The sequence below is a fragment of the Cognatiyoonia sediminum genome (assembly GCF_900129845.1).
Classification (GTDB): domain Bacteria; phylum Pseudomonadota; class Alphaproteobacteria; order Rhodobacterales; family Rhodobacteraceae; genus Cognatiyoonia; species Cognatiyoonia sediminum.
In genome coordinates this window covers 153,952-170,062 of sequence record NZ_FQXB01000005.1, presented here as the reverse complement: position 1 = coordinate 170,062, position 16,111 = coordinate 153,952, and the positions used below count along the sequence as shown (strand labels likewise).

Sequence of the window (16,111 nt, the reverse complement as noted above, 5' to 3'; positions counted from 1 at the left end):
CGTTCAGATCAATCGCCTGAATTGACCCACGGCGCACGGCTATCTCGGCCCACCCGCATCACAAGCGACTTCACTTCAAGAAATTCTTCAAATCCGTAACGCCCGATTTCCCGACCTTGGCCGGATTGCTTCATGCCTCCAAAGGCGAGTTCAGGATACCCATCCATCCACGTATTCGTCCAAACCGTTCCCGCATCAGCGCGGCGGGCAAACTCAAGGCAGGTGTGAATATCGTCGCTCCAAACACCAGCCGAAAGACCATAGTCGCTGTCATTTGTTAACGCTATGGCTTCGTCCAAGGTGCGGAAAGTGAGGACCGTCAAAACCGGCCCAAAAACCTCCTCGCGCGCAATCGCCATATCGGCGGTGACTCCACTCACAACAGTTGGCTGATAGAACTGTTCGCCTAGACCGTCGACAGCCAAAGTCGCTCCGCCGATTTCCACTCTTGCACCAGCTTGAACGGCCTTCTGCACATAGCCGTCGATCTTCGCGTTATGCTCCGCCGTGACAATCGCACCAACTTGAGTTTCTGGGTCCATCGGATCACCGAATTTGACCTTTCGAGAGAGTGCGACGACCCGCGCAACGAAATCCTCGGCGATGTCTTCGTGAACGATGATACGGCTCGACGAGTTACAACACTGACCCACGTTGAAATAGACGCCAAAAGTTACGGCATCTGTGGCGTTATCCAAATCGGCGTCGGGGAAAATCACTTGTGGGTTCTTACCGCCAAGTTCCAAGGCGACTTTCTTCAAAGTCCCAGCCGAGGCTTCAGTGATCAGTTTACCGACCGCCGTTGAGCCGGTGAACGTCACCATGTCCACATCCTTGTGTGTAGACATGACGCTGCCAACGGGTTGCCCATATCCAAGCACGATGTTGCACACGCCGGCAGGGAGACCGGCTTCTACTAACAGCTCTCCCATCATCACGGTCGAAGAGGGAGTCATTTCGGACGGTTTCACAACAACAGTACAACCCGCTGCCAATGCAAAGGGTAGTTTCTGGGATAGGATCCAGAACGGGAAATTCCACGGGGTGATAATCGAAACGACACCGATGGGGTCTTTGACCACAACGCCCAACATGTCCTCACCCAAGGTGTTGTGGCTGTCACCGTGCGTGGTCCGCGCGAGGGACGCGGCATAGCGCCAAAGGTCAGCGGCTCCCCCAACCTCGCCCCTTGCTTGGCTGATGGGCTTTCCACTTTCCAAGGATTCCTGAACTGCGATGCGGTCCACATTGGCTTCGATTAGGTCTGCGACCTTCAACAAAGCAGCGGCGCGTTCCTTGCCGGAAATCCGGCTCCAGGCGCCAGAATCGAAAGTTTCGCGTGCCGCGGCGATCGCGCGCTCTGTCATTGCCTCATCGCCCTTCGCGGAGCGGCTAACAACCACACCATGCGAAGGGGAAATGCGATCAAAAGTATCGCCTTCTGAAACCCATTCACCCGCGATCAAGTGTTTTCCCTGAAAAACCTCCGGGAGCTCAAAGCCAATCGAAGGCTGTACGGTCAGGTCTTTCATTTCAACGTCCTTCGAAGGATGGTTTGCGTTTGTCGAGGAACGCATGGACGCCCTCATATCGATCTGCGCTTGCAGCCGCCGCGGCACTACCAAGCGCTTCAATCACCGCTCCGGTATCTTCGCCAACCGCACCGTGGATCATGGCCTTCGCCAGCTCGTTGGCGCGTGGTGAAACGTCGGCCAGGTCTTCGACAATTCCAAGTGCCGCAGCAAGCGGATCGTCATCGATTTCAGCAACGAAGCCCAGATTCATCGCCCGTTCGGCGGTCAAGCGACGCGCAAAAAGGGCCATCTCTTTCAGAACGGGTTCGGGCAAAAGCCGCGCAAGGCGTTGCGTGCCCGACCACCCCGGAACGATGCCAACCTTCGCCTCAGGCAACACCAGCGTCGCTTTAGGGGTCATAACCCGAATATCGCAACAGGCTGCAAGCTCTAGCCCGCCGCCAAAGGCATGGCCATTCAAAGCGCCAATCGTAGGTTTAGAAAACCGCGCCAAGCGATCAAAAATGCGATGCCCGCCGTGCACCCAAAACCGCGCAAATTCTTCTGGCCGCAGCTCGCCCCATTCAGCGATGTCGGCCCCGCAGCAGAACGCCTTCGGGCCAGCACCCGTGACAATGAGCGCGCGAATATCAGACCGGCTTTCGATATCGCTCAAGTGTCCCTCAAGCTCTTTCAGCATGATGACCGTCAGCGCATTTAACTTCGCTTCATTGTGAAGGGTCAGGACGGCTGCGTTGCCGCGTTCAGTCAGTGCAATCTGGCTCATAGTTCCAACCCCATTGGTCCGTCCGTCAAAAGCGATTTCGACATCAATGTTGCGTTTTCCGCAACTTGCACCCGACCCTGCGATGGGCCGACAATATGCTCTTGCGGATCAACACCCAGCATGATCTCGGTCGCGACCAGACCCATCTCCGTCAGTTGGATCACACAGCGTTCCGTAACATAGAGAACGTTCTGGCCCTGTTCTCGCGCGCGCTTGCCAGAGAAGGTGACATGCTCCACCTCATCAACCATTTTGGTGAACTTGCCGGGCGCCTTGATATCAATCCCGTCTTCCGCCAATTCGATCTGCGCACCCGCTTCAAACCAGCCTGAGAAGACGATGTTTTTTGCCTTCGCCGTAATGTCGACAAAGCCGCCACAGCCAGCTGTGAGGTAAGGCTTTTTGCCAAGCTTGGAGACATTCACGTTCCCTTCCACATCAACCTCGAGGAACGATAAGAACGATATGTCGAAACCGGCCCCTTGGAAGTAGATGAACTGCTGCGGGGACGGAACGAAAGCGTCGGCGTTAGAAGCGCAGCCAAAAGCGAAACCCGACAGGGGGACACCACCAACCGCGCCTTGTTCAATTGCCCAAGTGACGGCATCCGGATGGCCTTCTTCAAGCAGAACGCGAGGGACCATGGCACTGATGCCAAAGCCCAAGTTGGCGGTCATTCCGCATCTCAATTCGCTCGCCGCGCGGCGTGCGATGACCTTTTCAACTCCATGATCCGCCAACGCAAAACTGTCCCACGGCCGCATAACTTCGCCCGAGATCGCCGGATCGTAGAGGGTTTCTGTTGTCTGCTTTTGGTCCGGATCGACCACGATGCAATCTACTAGGTGCCCAGGTACACGTACGTCATGGGGGCGCAAGCTACCTCGCGCGGTGACACGCTTCACTTGAGCAATGACAAGGCCACCATTGTTCCGTACACAAATGGCCTGTTCCAGCCCACCAAGATACGCGCCTTCGTGTTCATAGGTGAGGTTGCCATGTTCATCCGCCGTCGTCGCACGGATCACGGCCACGTTGGGAATGATATTTGGGAAATGCAGCCAAGTCTCGCCGCCAAATTCAACACGATCGACAATTGGTTCTGCAGCACCTTTGTCGTTCATCGCGCATCCTTGGCGGATCGGATCGACGAAGGTTTCTAAGCCAACATGAGTCAAGACGCCCGGTCGATGTGCGGCCGCTTCGCGGTGCATGTCGAACATAATTCCGGACGGGACATTGTACGCGGCGACGCGATCCTCGACGATCATCTTCCATATCTCGGGCATTTCAACGCTCGAAGGGCCTGACGGGTAAGACCCAGCGAGGACGCGTTTGAGCAACCCATCCTTTGCGATGTAGTCCATGCCCTTCACACCATAGACATCGCCTGCCGCGATGGGATGTAGGGACGTAATTTCGCGCGGATGGCCTTTCGCTTCAAAACGGTCGCCAATCGCTTTCAGAACCAGATCAGGGCAGCCAAGCGTGGATGAAGAAGAAACCGATACAGTTGCACCATCTGGAATTTGAGCTACTGCATCACTGACCGCCATCACCTTTGTCATCACGCCACCTGCACTTAAAGGATGTTGAGAGAATCTCAAAAAATTGGAACGTTCCATGTTTTTACTGGAACGTTCCAATTCACTCAAGAGACTTTTTAAATTCAATAGGTAGGCGCGAACCAAAACTAATTGAAATACAGCGAAATCGATTTAATACTCAATGGTTGTGAGTAGACTGCTTAAAGCGTCTCCACGATCCTAGATTACAAAATCTAAAACTTGATGTGTCACTAGAAGTAGGCGTTCATCCCTAGGCGAGGAGAGCGAGTAGAAGGTGATGATTGAAGTTCAAATTCAAAGCTGCCGGAAAGTAGGGCCTTCAAAAGAACGAGAACCTATTTTTGTTCATGGCCCAGCTTATGATGGCTTAAATGGATGCTTTCAGAGAAAGCTTCGGATATGACTAGGCGTCAACATCGATTGCAAACGAGGATCCAGACCCAATATCTAAGACAGCGAGGAGGACAAAAAAGTGATCTTACGAAATCTATTTTATTGCATATTTCTATGCTGGTGCTCACCTGCTATGGCTATAATCAATGGTATTGAGGCAGAGGTAGAGGACTTCCGTTCCTACGTGTCGATACGTGCAGAGAGCCCTTTTCCAAGCCATGAAGGCAAAGAAATTAATGCTTGTGGCGGCACTTTGATTGCACCCAGATGGGTACTGACCGCAAACCATTGCTGGCCAGCATATCAAGCTGTGTCCAATGGCGGAGAGCCGGTTTTTGTTGGTGTAAACATTGGTACCGATGGCTTCTTCGAACAGAAAATTCAAATTGTTGACTATATCCTTGCACCTGCCAAGATTGGTCATGAACGGGTAGATGCTGCGTTGCTCGAGTTGGCAGAAGACGCTACCGAACATGGGGCAATTGTCGCGAATATTTTTGATGGAAATCTGACAAACGGCACAGAAACAACCACTGTTGGTCTTGGACAGGGCCTAGAAGGCGAACCGCTGCTCTACTACGAATCTGTGGTGACAGAATCCGCATTGTGTGACTCACCACGTGTCGATTTCGATGAACTTCATGATTTTTGCGTTGGAATACCTGAGTCTACGCAGAGAGCAGGTTATGGAGACTCCGGTGGTCCCTTGTTTATCCAGGGTGGACCGTCGGGCACAGAATACCAAGTCGCCGGTATCGTCAAAGGAGGCGTAAAGGCTAACGCTACTGGGATAGAAGAAACCGAAAATATTAGATACACAGACGCAAATAAACTGCGCGACTGGATTAGCGCTGTAACAGGATACGACATGTCGTCTGACAACAGCGACTAATCATAAGCCGCCTGCAGTTTTGCAAGAATCTTTGCCTAATCCTGACCAATCCAGAGACCTACTAACGTAGTGTCACAACTGACTGAGATAAAAGTATCATAATTGACCTCAACAGAAGGCCAGATTCACCTTTTCTGATCCACTAGGGAAGTACGGCAAAAAATGTATTCCAGACACAATCGCAAATATAGGCGTTTCAAATAAGCTGTATTGGAGCTCTTAGTCATTCAAACATGTAGATCTAGTTTGGACGGAAAATTGTTACAGACAACGAAAAACCGATACGTTTTTGGCTGGCTCTAAGGTAGCTTGCTGACAATTGCTATAAACACATAAAGTAACCACGCTTTTTACCTAAATTCTACACTAAGTCACTGTGTCAGAGCAGGAAAACGTGTATAAAATTACGTTTCAAATACGAGTTAGAATTATAGCAAACATGTAGTCGCAAAATCCTTAGAACTAATATGTATCTGCCGACCAAATCAATATTGTTAGAGTTCCCAACGTAATTCGTCGCTTTGACATGGTTAGGGGGCCTTCTTGCCATTGACCAGGTTAATTTCTTCCTGTTTGATCGCTGATGATGGTTCTCGAGGGCCAAAGGCCAAGAGATGAAAAGGGAACACGGTGAGGCGTAGCCAGTAGGCACCTAATCCGTGACTGCCCCCGCAACTGTGAGCGGTGAGCGACCCCGATGAAACCACTGGACGATACGTCCGGGAAGGTTCGGAGGAGCAAAGACCCGCAAGTCAGGAGACCTGCCATCACCGGCGCAGAGGATGCGTAGGAATTCTAACTCGATGCAGGCGGGGCGCCTGGTCAGGAGATTATGATGGCACAGCGTTTAAGCTGCCTAAGAGATCGTTCTTGTTCCCTCCCCCGTTTGAGAGGCGGAGGGCCAAATGGAACATCGAATTACTGTTTGCACATCATGTCGGCACAAAGGGACCGAGTGTCGTCCCGGCTATGAACTGATTGAGCGGCTGCGCAAAGCGATTGCGCAAGCTGGCGATGCGATCCCGGAGGAATTTGAAGTCTCTGGCGTGGCTTGCATGGCGGGGTGCGATCGGCCCTGCACAGTTGCCTATCATGGTACCAAGAAGGCAACCTATCTGTTCGGTGATATGGATCCAGATGTCGATATCGACGATCTGGTCGAGTTCGCCAAGCAATACGCCTATCTGCATGATGGCTGGTGTTCATCAGTCGACCGGCCTGGGAAGTTGCGAAAATCGACCTTGGCCCGCGTTCCCGCAGCCATGATTGCTATTGAAGAGAGCGAGGTTCTGGCCTCGTGACGGCTGCAACGCTTTCAGTTCAAGAGCTTTCGTGGGCACCGGCGAAAAGCGCCGATCTGGTGCTGCATCCAACAAGTTTTGAGTTGGACGCAGGGCGAGTTCTGGGCATCGTCGGCCCCAATGGCGCCGGCAAAACGAGCCTGCTTCGCTTGCTCTATCGCTATCACCGCCCGACAGTCGGTACAGTGCAAGTCGATGGCCAAGATATTTGGTCCATGCCGGCGCGCGCCGTCGCGCAACGTGTTGCGGCCGTTTTGCAAGAACAGCCTAGCGATTTTGCGCTGACCGTTGGGGAGATCGTCGCCTTGGGCCGCACCCCGCATCGGCGTGGGTTTGTTGGGGCGGTAGGGGCTCGCGATCTAGACATCATCAACCATGCTCTGGATCAATTGGACCTACATGAATTGGCCGACCGTCACCTTGGCACCCTGTCTGGTGGCGAACGTCAACGGGTCATGGTCGCGCGGGCTTTGGCGCAAGAACCCAAACTGTTGATCTTGGATGAGCCAACCAACCACCTCGACATTCGACATCAACTAGAGGTTCTGGAGCTGATCCGAAACCTTCCGCTTACAATCGTCACTTCGCTGCATGACCTCAATCTTGCCGCCGGTGTGTGCGACAACATCCTGCTTTTGCATTCAGGCCGCCCTATTGGATTTGGCACCCCTTCCGACGTGCTCACCGAAAAAAGCGTCGCACACGCATTTCAAGTGAACGCCAGACGGGAACAACTTTCCCATTCTGGCAACGAACACCTCACATTTCATCTTCAAACCTAGGAACTTAACTGATGACGAAGACGCTCCTCACCTCGACAGCGCTGATCCTTTTGGCAAATGTCGCTGCCGCAGATGCAACGGTTCAAAGCTGTGACCGGACCGTGACATTTGACGCTCCGCCAGAGCGCGCTGTATCCAATGACGTGAACCTCACCGAAATGATGCTGGTACTTGGCCTTGCGGACCGCATGGTTGGCTACACCGGTATCTCGGGCTGGAAAACGCTCGATGAGGAAATGCGCGCTGGCGTCGAGGAACTGCCAGAGCTTTCCGCTAAATACCCATCCAAAGAAGTGATTGTCGGCGCCGATGCCGATTTCTTCTTCGCTGGTTGGAACTACGGTATGAAAGTGGGCGGCGAGGTAACGCCGGAAACTTTGGAGCCATTTGGCGTTCAGGTTTACGAACTGACAGAATCCTGTACCCACATCATGGAAAAAGACAAAGCCAGCATCGAAGATATGTACAACGATCTGGCCAACCTTGGTGACATCTTCGATGTGGAAGACCGCGCAACCGTATTGATCGACGGCTACCGGGCAGAGCTTGCGTCCTTCACCGAAGGTCTTGAAACTGGCGAACCATTGCGCGTGTTTGTCTATGACAGCGGCGAAGACACGCCCTTCACGGCAGGCCGCTACGCCATGCCAACGGCCCTGATCGAAGCGGCTGGCGGTGTGAACATCATGGATGATTTCGAGAAAAGCTGGGCCACCGTTACTTGGGAAGAGGTAGTGGAACGGAACCCAGAGGTCGTGATGATCGTCAACTACGGGGACGTGACCGCGGAACAAAAGCGCGAATTCATGATGTCCAACCCTGCCTTTGCTGATTTGGATGCCGTGAAGAATGATCGATTTGTGACGCTGGAATATGTCGAAGCCACACCGGGGCCACGCAATATTCAGGCGATCAAAACCTTGGCCGAAGCGTTCTGGGCCGAGTAAGACCCATGAGCGAAACCACCCAAACCAGCATCGCGCCTCGCCGATTGAGCAGAACCTCTGCTTTCGTGGTTGGCGGGTTGGCTGCGCTTTTGGTTTCGCTCTCCGTTGCGATTTCAGTTGGGGCGGTTCCCGTCCCGCTGAGCACCGTTTGGGGTGTCTTCCTCAACAAACTCTTTCCCGGCCTGATCGAAGAAACCTGGTCCCAAGGAAGAGAAGCGATTGTCTGGGAAATCCGGTTTCCAAGGGCGCTACTTGCCATGATGGTTGGCGCTGGGTTGGCCATAGTCGGAGCCAGCCTTCAAGCGGTGACACGCAATCCTTTGGCAGACCCACATTTGCTAGGCATTTCTTCGGGCGGAGCCTTTGGAGCCATTCTCGCCCTTCTTCACACGGGTCTGTTTCTTGGCCTTCTGACCGTCCCACTTCTTGCTTTTTTCGGCGCGCTCGCAGCGACAGCAATCGTCTTAGCCGTCTCGCGCTTTGCCGACGCAACAAGCGCAGATCGCCTCGTCCTCGCTGGGGTCGCTGTGTCGTTTATCATCATGGCGGCTGCAAATGTGCTGATCTTCCTTGGCGATCCGCGCGCCACGCATGTTGTTGTGTTCTGGATGCTGGGCGGCCTTGGCCTCGCGCAATGGAGTCAGCTGATCTACCCGCTTGTGGTCCTCGCAGCCTGCACGGCGTGGCTCATGACACGCACAACAGATTTGAACGCGATGACGGTCGGGGACGAAACCGCCTCAACGCTCGGCATCCCAGTCGCCCGTTTCCGATTATCTGTCTTTGTCGCGGGCGCGTTGATCACGGGTGTCATGGTGGCCTTTTCGGGCATCATCGGCTTCGTCGGCCTTATGATCCCACATGTCACCCGAATGATTGTGGGAGGCGACTACCGCAGTGTTCTGCCCGGTTCGGCCTTGATCGGAGCTATCTTTTTGCTTTGGGCCGACATCATCGCACGCACGATCATGGCGCCTGAAGACATGCCAATCGGCATTGTGACTGGCCTGATCGGTGGCGTGTTCTTTGTCTGGCTTCTTGGGCGCAAGCGATCTGCGATTTAAGCCGCTTGGGCTAAGGTACCGATTTGAGGCTGGCGGGGTCGACCAGCTCAGAGATGAACCCACTCTTGATCGCACAGCCAACTATCAATTCCAGATAGGCCTTTTGAGTTTCAGGATTTGTCGCTGTCACAGCCACGCCGACGTCACCCAAGACCACGCCATCGGTTTGTTTCATCATGGGGTAATTGAACGGTCCAAGATCGAACATAGCCGAACGCATAGCCTCTTGGGCGTACATCATTTCGAAGAATTGCTGAGTTTCTACCGATTTGACCACGCGGATGCTCACATATTCTTCCGTTTGATAAAACTCGCGGTCAGCCGATGTCAGGCTAGGATCAAATCGAATGTAGGTCACTTCGGCGTTTTCGTCCGAAACGGGGATCTGAACATAAGACGCGTCACTGGAAATGCCCCAACCCGGCATTGGTGGCGGGATCAGGGACACCACAGACGTGCACTCTTCATAAGGCCACTCGACATCTTGGAGGATCGGGTCAGATCGAACGAAATCAGCCTGATCCCCCTCAAACGCGACAAATCGGCTTTGCTGCTCTGCTTGCGCCTCATCCCACCGACGATCTATCTCTGCATAGGCAGCCAACGCATCGGCGACAGAGTAGCTTTCCGAGAATATGGGGCGTGTATCTTGCGCTTCGGCATAACCTAGGGTGGACGTTAGGACAGCGGCAGCGCATGTGGAAAGACGAAAGACAGCCATGTTCCGCCTCACCGTACCATCACAGTTGTTCGTGAGCCCCCAGCGCTGTTGCTCATGTATCCCACCGCCATTTCCGATGACATGAACAAGATCATGCCCCAGGCTTGGCCGCCCCCGCCGGTTCTGCTCCACCAATAAATCGGCAGTTGGGTCGTGTCAGTGCACCCCTGCAGTAGCGCGACATCTGCGACGGTATTGCCAGGCCCATCTTCATTTTTGGTCACATCGACCACTGTGTCCATAATGTTCACGCGCCGAAGCGGGCTGTCAGCGGGCAAAGATGCTAATGGCTTCAGCTTGAGGCCCGCCGCCACAAAGGCGCGACTGGCAAGATCGTATCTGATTTGCACTGTCTCAACGTTTGTGCCCTGCGTATAACCCGTGCCTGTCGCAGCCATTTCCCATGATCCTTCGATCATCGGCCGGAGCGCGGCGTTGTCCCAGCCGTTGCCATTGCGTGTCTCAGCTTCGCAAACATCCGATAACCCGTCTTGGGCAAGCCCGACTGTAGGTACAGTGCTGACCGCAAAGATAGATAAGATAAACGCCGCTGGTGAAATCCCCTTGAATCCAATCTTCATTCGTCTACCAGCCCCTTTGCTGTTGCTGCTTCTGTTACTTTTGCCCAAAAATTCTCTCCGAAATTTAAGCGTCCAGAAATGACGAAAGCGGACCTGCATTCAGAAAAACTGCGATCAAAGGCTTCTGACTCAGGCGGCGTCATTTCCTCCAGTACATCCTCATCCAAGGCCAAATTGATGTAGGAAAATTCTGGGTCAGCTTCCATTCTCTGCCGAATGGGATCGATCATTTTCAACTGCATCACCATGGCATCCAATTCACCGGCCTCGGCCATGATGTCATAGGCGCATTCGAAGGACGCCAATTCTTCCTCCGAGAGCGGCGAGTCAACATCAACGGTGCCTGCAAACTCATCCCCCATGCGGGTCACTAAGGTATTCGTGATCTCGAGGTTTTGGCGATAGATGTCTGCGTAGACGTCCAAGAAGTCGGTCTTCGATAAGTTCAGCAACTCATCCGCATCCAAAGTCTGTGCGGCGGGTTGAAGTGTTGAAACCGCGAATAGAACGGTTGCTAACATGGATGATTTAAATGCTGTCATTGAGCGTACCTTTTCGTGAACTCGGATGGAAATTTTGCGACTACGGGCAAAGCGCTGCGTAGGGATCATCCCCTCTTGCGCATTGGAAACGTTCGCCGAGAGCTTCGATCCGCCATCCGACCGGCTCACCAGAAGAATCCCAAACGTACAGCGCCCTTTGCTCAATCGCTCGAATTGCGTCGTCTTCAACTGGAATACGAAGCTCCACGATCATGTCTTGAATGCCAATGTCGCACCATGATTTCGAAAAGGACTGGAGTTCGCCCGAAATGATACGATCCACCCACGGGCGTTCGAGCAATTGAACCGCGCGAACCGTTTCGGGATCAGGCAAATCTATTAGCTGGGATATATCTTTAAGGGTAAAGCCGTCGAAGATGTCTGGTCCATCAATTTGACAGCTTTCAGCGTGAATTGCTGTTGCTGTCGCTAACAAGCAGCTTATTGAAACTGCTAAAGTTTTTAGATGCATGAATTTGCCTTAAATCGTTTCGCCGAACTTAGTTCAGTTCAATCTCATGCGATTGAACAAATCGGACATCTAGGCTCCTGCGACGATGCTTCGCAGCACTCCGTCATCATCCAGTTTTAGATTGGACGGCGTCGCCCGCATGTAAAGCTGGAACACGCGAATGAGATGTGGTTGGTCGGAGAACCCAGCCTCATAGACAAGGTCAGCCATATCGATTTCCGGGTTCGCCGACAGCATCTGAAGTGCTGATAAAACGCGCTGAACCATCGCAAATGGTTTCGGTGCCATTCCAACAATGCGCGTAAAATCACGCCGAAGCTGCCGTTCGCTCAATCCAAGGTCTTCGGCTAAGTCTACGACTCGGATATTTCCTCGTGCTTTTTCAATCTCTTCAACAGCCGACACGACCCGTGGCTGTTCTGGACCCGCGGGCAATGCCAATTCTCGAAGATGAGCGAGAAACGTTTCGAACCCATCTCCGCCTACGTCCAGCTCATCAGAAATTTCCATCCGATTAACCAAAGCGCCAAGATCCCTTTCAAAAAAGCGATAAGCACCGGTGGCCGTAAACTCTGCAAGATAGTGTTCCGTAGACCCTACCAGTTCATATTCTGCATCGAATGTTGTGAGCTGGCCAGAAAGATGGGTTTGACCACTTTGAGCTTGAAAGGATTTGCCCTCGGCGCTCGCTCGAGTTTTCCCCTTTGCGATTAGGCCAAGGTAGATATGCCCCGTCGGACGAGCGGGGATCGTCACAGATCCTTCCGTTTGAAAGTCGAGTTTAAGAAAGCGGGTGAAGAACGGGGCAAGATCATCAGGTACGGTTTCTACTTGATAATCAGGAATACTCGACATCTTCGTCACCAGCCTTAGTTTCATCGAGTATTAGTTAGACGACTTTAAACCAGTCCCGATATGTTTGTTTTGTTATAACCCAGCAAAACATGTGGCTGTGGAGCCATGGCAACGTTTTCTCGTGATGGTACGATAGTTTATTGATGAACGCATACACAAGCTAGGCAAGAATTTACGAATATTGCCGTCTGCGATTTGGACATGCCAGGACAAAGCCCTCCAACGTCAAATAAATGATTACGACTACGTCACTATTTTGAGTGGCCCTATTGGTCGTTGTCAAACCAGGAAACGGAACGTTTTAAGTATAACGCCTACTAAACCACCCCATAACGGTCTCTAGCAAATTCCAGGCAGGCTTAAGTTCTCATTCAAGGCTGTCTCTTGAGGTCAGGCAAACCCTAGAAGCAGACACTTGGGCGCATTGCAGCCAATTACAGCTTCCTAGCCAAGACATACCACTTTCTGCACGGTAACCAATGACTGCTTTTCTCGAAAACAAAAGACTTCAGTCGTAGTAATCCCTTAATACCACCTCTTCGAAGGCATGTGCTAAGTTCGTTTGAGAGGGGGAGCTATGACCAAATTCGCACATTCAATGATCCGCGTAACCAATGAGGATGTTTCGGTGGCATTCTACCGAAATGTATTTGGCTTGGAAATCGTCGATCGACTAGAATTCGATAGCTTCACATTGGTTTATATGGCCTTGCCAACGGCACAATTCGAGCTTGAACTTACGATCAACAAAGACCGGAAAACGCCCTACGATCTGGGCGACGGATACGGGCATATTGCTCTTATTGTTGATGATCTGGAAGCGGCCCGTGCGCTTACTGAACAGGCCGGAGCATCCCCCAAAGATATCGTTGATTTCCGCCCTGGCGGAGATCGCATCGCCCGTTTCTTTTTTGTGGCCGACCCTGATGGCTATCAGATCGAAGTCATCGAAAAGGGTGGGCGTTTTACCTGAGAATTCCTAAGCACAAAGGGAGGAAATCATGCTTTATAAAATAGATTTTACTGTCGAATATGATGCGACCATGGCACAGCAAGGCCTACTTGGCGTCTGGGGTGAAGAAGCCGAAGCTGCACTTGGTGCCAAATCCACAGGCGTAGTCAAAGACCTTTGGAAGGTCGTTGGCGAACGCAAAGTGGTGGCTATTGTTGACGTCGACACACCTGATGCCCTCGACCAAATCCTGTTTGATTTGCCGATCATGCAGAAAATGGGTCACCATGTGCAGGTAGAGGTCAAATCATTGCGCCGCTACGAAGACTTCGCGGAAGATGTACGCAGCCGGATCGGTCGAGAAGCCGCCTAATCAGGAAACGCCCATATGTGCCAACTTTTTATCGATGCAGACCCAGCATTATGGGCGTCCCACACCCGCTCATTTCGGATGGACGGCATGGTCACAAGTGTTCGAATGGAAGATCTTTTTTGGCGGACCCTTGAAACGATAAGCGCACGCGATGACCTTAGCGTTCCGCAGCTATTGCACCGCCTCTATAACGAAAGCCTTGATGCTGAACATGACCTCGGCAACTTCACTTCATTCTTGAGGGTTTGCTGCCTCCGCTACCTTGATTTGCAGATGCGCGGGCTGATCCCAATTGAAGAACGGGTTCAGCTTTCTCAGTTGCCGGCAAGTGATATTCTGTCGATTGAAATGGAGGCGCGCAACAAAGCAGCACCACGATTGCTTTGATACTAGCCGCATTCCGGCGGGATTTGTCCTGGTCGAAGTCTTAAAAGGTATTAATGGTGCTGCAATAGCCTTGTCGGAAAAGAGGTTTTTTGAAAGTCGAAGGGCGCGCGTTTTTACGCTTTGCGCAAGACTTCCGTTTTGGCCAACGGCCTTCACTTTTTGTGGCCGTTATTTTCCCAAAGCAGACATTGGTGCAACTGCGGCCGAAGTCTACTTTTTCCGCTGAACCGCCGTCTGACGTATCTGCAGCGGCTGCCAGAGCAGCAATTCTCTGGTGTGGGCCCAAAGCCATGAAGTTTCGACTGGGTGGCAAAATTCAGTTAGTTCTGGAGCATTCTGGCATGTGCTTTTGCTCAGCCGCATATACCTTTGAACTGATGGAAGGGCTGCTGCCATCGCAGTATTTCCGCCTTGTACAAGTCACGAGGGCAGCAATGATTAAACCCTTTACGCGAGCCGCGATCTCTGTCGTATTTCTCAATGTCTTATCAAGTATCGCAACCGCCGGTCCGATTCACCCTATGGACTTACAAGTGGCGCTGACGCCTGGAACGAACGACTCTACAAGCCCGTATCAAGACGACGTTCATCTGACCGAAATAACGTTTGGCGACTTAGTTCTCTCAATTACAGACCAAATTGTGTCCGTCGCAGACTTTGAAGTTTTATCGGGCAGATCAAACATCAACGCAGAGTGGGGGGACCTGGACGATGATGCAGACGGCGACGCAGATCCCTTCGTAAAAGCGGGCTTCTCTGGCTTGGACCAAGAAACCGTCGATCCCACTGTTCAGGACGCAACTCTGCAGGAGGCTTTCTCCTCTTTCAGCCTGAGCGAAATGAGTGATGGAGAAGGCAATAGCGAGTTCTCCTTCCAGCTGCTGTTTGCGCAGTCTCTGGTGGACAACGCATACGGCGAAGACGAGATACCTGAGCTGGTCATATTTGAGCGTGGCCTGAATGATGATTTCGATATCCGGCTCATTCTAGGTGAGAGCGCTGGTGAGTATACTTACTCCGACTGGTTGCAGACCTCGAGCAAACTGTACTTTGACACTGGGATACGCGTTGACACCGTCGAGATCAACTCATCGCAGAGTATTGGCGTCGGGGGCTATGACTTCGACATGTTCGGCCTTCCAGAAGGTCAGGCAGTTTTCGGGATGGAATTGCGTACAACCAATGGCTCGGGCCCCGACCTCAACGGTTTTTTTCTAACGGCTGCTGATCCTGACTCCTTTGGACCGGAACTTACCCCCGTGCCACTGCCAGCAGCTGGCTGGATGCTTATTGTGGGGCTGGGTAGCCTTGCGGCTATGCGCCGACGCAAAAAGGTGGTCTGAATTAAATTGTCGTCTTGCAAAGTGGAGGCTTCGGCGTGAATGTTGGGGTGGGCTAGCTTTTGCGACTTTAACGATGGTCGTACAGCTGCTTCGTCCACAAAGTAGACACACAACTACACTTCCGTGAACGTCAGCTTTTCTGCGCTTGATCACCTATGCCATGACCTTCTTCATTTATGGTTACATGCTCTACCGTTACCTTCGATTGTACTCCGTATCGGTGCTTCCACAGGGCTTCGGCCGACACCGCGAAGGTCCAGTTCTAGCCCAAACCCCGACATGCTGCGCTATCCGTTAATGCCGCTTTAAACTCTTTGTGTCATCCGAGCGATAGCTGACCCCCACCCGATCACCGAATCTGTTGGATGCCGCATCCTGTTCTGATTCGATGGCATTTAGCCGTCCTTTACCTCCTTAGCGTCTACTTCGACTTTCACTTCTAGTCTTCGAAGAATTAACTTCGTATCGCCCACATCATTTTTCTTTTGCCACCATCCAATACCTTCAGTGGTAGAAGACAGCCCATTTTATCGCTTCTATTTGACAGTCTCAGAGTTACGTGTTGGAGCCCAAAAGAAGCGTCATCAAGAATGGTTGCCCATTTAGTAGAGATAAACCTTTATCCGCCCTGCATTCC

17 protein-coding genes and 1 riboswitch are annotated in these 16,111 nt (G+C 52.3%); of the genes, 9 read left to right on the top strand and 8 right to left on the bottom strand.

The annotated features are described in order from the left end of the window. Positions 1–8: 8 nt before the first annotated feature. The 3 genes from BUA85_RS14195 to BUA85_RS14185 are packed head-to-tail and all read right to left on the bottom strand — an operon-like array spanning position 9 to position 3,869. The gene (locus BUA85_RS14195) at positions 9–1,532 is read right to left on the bottom strand and encodes an aldehyde dehydrogenase family protein (RefSeq protein ID WP_072902201.1); all 1,524 of its coding nucleotides are present in this window, start codon (positions 1,530–1,532) and stop codon (positions 9–11) included. Position 1,533: 1 nt separating this feature from the next. Further along, complete coding sequence (locus tag BUA85_RS14190) at positions 1,534–2,301, bottom strand: enoyl-CoA hydratase/isomerase family protein (protein ID WP_072902199.1); 768 nt, start codon at positions 2,299–2,301, stop codon at positions 1,534–1,536. Further along, a complete protein-coding gene (locus BUA85_RS14185; RefSeq protein ID WP_072902249.1) occupies positions 2,298–3,869 on the bottom strand; it encodes an acyl CoA:acetate/3-ketoacid CoA transferase in 1,572 nt (523 codons plus the stop codon). Before BUA85_RS14185 ends, BUA85_RS14190 begins: the two co-directional genes overlap by 4 nt. Positions 3,870–4,395: 526 nt before the next feature. Here BUA85_RS14185 and BUA85_RS14180 point away from each other — a divergent pair. From BUA85_RS14180 to BUA85_RS14160, 5 genes are all read left to right on the top strand, one after another. Further along, entirely contained in the window at positions 4,396–5,154 is a 759-nt protein-coding gene (locus BUA85_RS14180) for a S1 family peptidase (RefSeq protein ID WP_072902197.1), read from the top strand. Positions 5,155–5,724: 570 nt separating this feature from the next. Next, a riboswitch (cobalamin riboswitch) is annotated at positions 5,725–5,937 on the top strand. A gap of 122 nt (positions 5,938–6,059) precedes the next feature. Next, the gene (locus tag BUA85_RS14175; RefSeq protein WP_072902196.1) at positions 6,060–6,455 is read left to right on the top strand and encodes a DUF1636 family protein; all 396 of its coding nucleotides are present in this window, start codon (positions 6,060–6,062) and stop codon (positions 6,453–6,455) included. Then, entirely contained in the window at positions 6,452–7,237 is a 786-nt protein-coding gene (locus BUA85_RS14170) for an ABC transporter ATP-binding protein (protein ID WP_072902194.1), read from the top strand. The genes BUA85_RS14175 and BUA85_RS14170 overlap by 4 nt, the downstream gene beginning before the upstream one ends. Positions 7,238–7,248: 11 nt before the next feature. Beyond that, positions 7,249–8,184 (top strand): ABC transporter substrate-binding protein, encoded by a 936-nt coding sequence (locus BUA85_RS14165; protein WP_072902193.1) that lies wholly within the window; start codon positions 7,249–7,251, stop codon positions 8,182–8,184. A 5-nt stretch (positions 8,185–8,189) separates the two neighbouring features. Continuing rightward, positions 8,190–9,248 (top strand): FecCD family ABC transporter permease, encoded by a 1,059-nt coding sequence (locus BUA85_RS14160; RefSeq protein ID WP_072902191.1) that lies wholly within the window; start codon positions 8,190–8,192, stop codon positions 9,246–9,248. Positions 9,249–9,258: 10 nt separating this feature from the next. On the opposite strand, the gene BUA85_RS14155 is transcribed toward BUA85_RS14160, so the two are convergent. The 5 genes from BUA85_RS14155 to BUA85_RS14135 form a co-directional block, all read right to left on the bottom strand. Further along, positions 9,259–9,969, bottom strand: a complete 711-nt coding sequence (locus BUA85_RS14155; RefSeq protein WP_072902189.1) for a hypothetical protein — start codon at positions 9,967–9,969, stop codon at positions 9,259–9,261. Between the two features lie 8 nt (positions 9,970–9,977). Then, a complete protein-coding gene (locus tag BUA85_RS14150; protein ID WP_072902188.1) occupies positions 9,978–10,550 on the bottom strand; it encodes a hypothetical protein in 573 nt (190 codons plus the stop codon). After that, on the bottom strand, positions 10,547–11,092 hold the full coding sequence (locus BUA85_RS14145) for a hypothetical protein (RefSeq protein WP_072902186.1): 546 nt from the start codon (positions 11,090–11,092) through the stop codon (positions 10,547–10,549). The genes BUA85_RS14150 and BUA85_RS14145 overlap by 4 nt, the downstream gene beginning before the upstream one ends. Before the next feature lie 40 nt (positions 11,093–11,132). Beyond that, positions 11,133–11,564: a hypothetical protein gene (locus BUA85_RS14140; RefSeq protein ID WP_131802820.1), complete on the bottom strand. Its 432-nt coding sequence runs from the start codon at positions 11,562–11,564 to the stop codon at positions 11,133–11,135. 69 nt (positions 11,565–11,633) lie between these two features. Next, a complete protein-coding gene (locus BUA85_RS14135; RefSeq protein WP_165611623.1) occupies positions 11,634–12,419 on the bottom strand; it encodes an AraC family transcriptional regulator in 786 nt (261 codons plus the stop codon). A 577-nt stretch (positions 12,420–12,996) separates the two neighbouring features. Between BUA85_RS14135 and BUA85_RS14130 the strand changes: the two genes are divergently transcribed. From BUA85_RS14130 to BUA85_RS16965, 4 genes are all read left to right on the top strand, one after another. Beyond that, on the top strand, positions 12,997–13,392 hold the full coding sequence (locus BUA85_RS14130) for a VOC family protein (protein WP_072902182.1): 396 nt from the start codon (positions 12,997–12,999) through the stop codon (positions 13,390–13,392). Positions 13,393–13,420: 28 nt separating this feature from the next. Beyond that, positions 13,421–13,744, top strand: coding sequence for a muconolactone Delta-isomerase (locus tag BUA85_RS14125; protein ID WP_072902180.1), 324 nt, complete (start codon positions 13,421–13,423; stop codon positions 13,742–13,744). Positions 13,745–13,759: 15 nt separating this feature from the next. Continuing rightward, positions 13,760–14,131 (top strand): ribbon-helix-helix domain-containing protein, encoded by a 372-nt coding sequence (locus BUA85_RS14120; RefSeq protein WP_072902179.1) that lies wholly within the window; start codon positions 13,760–13,762, stop codon positions 14,129–14,131. Positions 14,132–14,421: 290 nt separating this feature from the next. Then, positions 14,422–15,474: an exosortase-dependent surface protein XDP2 gene (locus BUA85_RS16965; protein ID WP_242649073.1), complete on the top strand. Its 1,053-nt coding sequence runs from the start codon at positions 14,422–14,424 to the stop codon at positions 15,472–15,474. Positions 15,475–16,111: the final 637 nt, after the last annotated feature.

Coding starts and splice junctions, on each gene's coding strand:
- BUA85_RS14195 (WP_072902201.1), bottom strand. CDS start 1,532: ATGAAAGACCTGACCGTACAGCCTTCGATTGGCTTTGAGCTCCCGGAG.
- BUA85_RS14190 (WP_072902199.1), bottom strand. CDS start 2,301: ATGAGCCAGATTGCACTGACTGAACGCGGCAACGCAGCCGTCCTGACC.
- BUA85_RS14185 (WP_072902249.1), bottom strand. CDS start 3,869: ATGACAAAGGTGATGGCGGTCAGTGATGCAGTAGCTCAAATTCCAGAT.
- BUA85_RS14180 (WP_072902197.1), top strand. CDS start 4,396: ATGGCTATAATCAATGGTATTGAGGCAGAGGTAGAGGACTTCCGTTCC.
- BUA85_RS14175 (WP_072902196.1), top strand. CDS start 6,060: ATGGAACATCGAATTACTGTTTGCACATCATGTCGGCACAAAGGGACC.
- BUA85_RS14165 (WP_072902193.1), top strand. CDS start 7,249: ATGACGAAGACGCTCCTCACCTCGACAGCGCTGATCCTTTTGGCAAAT.
- BUA85_RS14160 (WP_072902191.1), top strand. CDS start 8,190: ATGAGCGAAACCACCCAAACCAGCATCGCGCCTCGCCGATTGAGCAGA.
- BUA85_RS14155 (WP_072902189.1), bottom strand. CDS start 9,969: ATGGCTGTCTTTCGTCTTTCCACATGCGCTGCCGCTGTCCTAACGTCC.
- BUA85_RS14150 (WP_072902188.1), bottom strand. CDS start 10,550: ATGAAGATTGGATTCAAGGGGATTTCACCAGCGGCGTTTATCTTATCT.
- BUA85_RS14145 (WP_072902186.1), bottom strand. CDS start 11,092: ATGACAGCATTTAAATCATCCATGTTAGCAACCGTTCTATTCGCGGTT.
- BUA85_RS14140 (WP_131802820.1), bottom strand. CDS start 11,564: ATGCATCTAAAAACTTTAGCAGTTTCAATAAGCTGCTTGTTAGCGACA.
- BUA85_RS14135 (WP_165611623.1), bottom strand. CDS start 12,419: ATGTCGAGTATTCCTGATTATCAAGTAGAAACCGTACCTGATGATCTT.
- BUA85_RS14130 (WP_072902182.1), top strand. CDS start 12,997: ATGACCAAATTCGCACATTCAATGATCCGCGTAACCAATGAGGATGTT.
- BUA85_RS14125 (WP_072902180.1), top strand. CDS start 13,421: ATGCTTTATAAAATAGATTTTACTGTCGAATATGATGCGACCATGGCA.
- BUA85_RS14120 (WP_072902179.1), top strand. CDS start 13,760: ATGTGCCAACTTTTTATCGATGCAGACCCAGCATTATGGGCGTCCCAC.
- BUA85_RS16965 (WP_242649073.1), top strand. CDS start 14,422: ATGAAGTTTCGACTGGGTGGCAAAATTCAGTTAGTTCTGGAGCATTCT.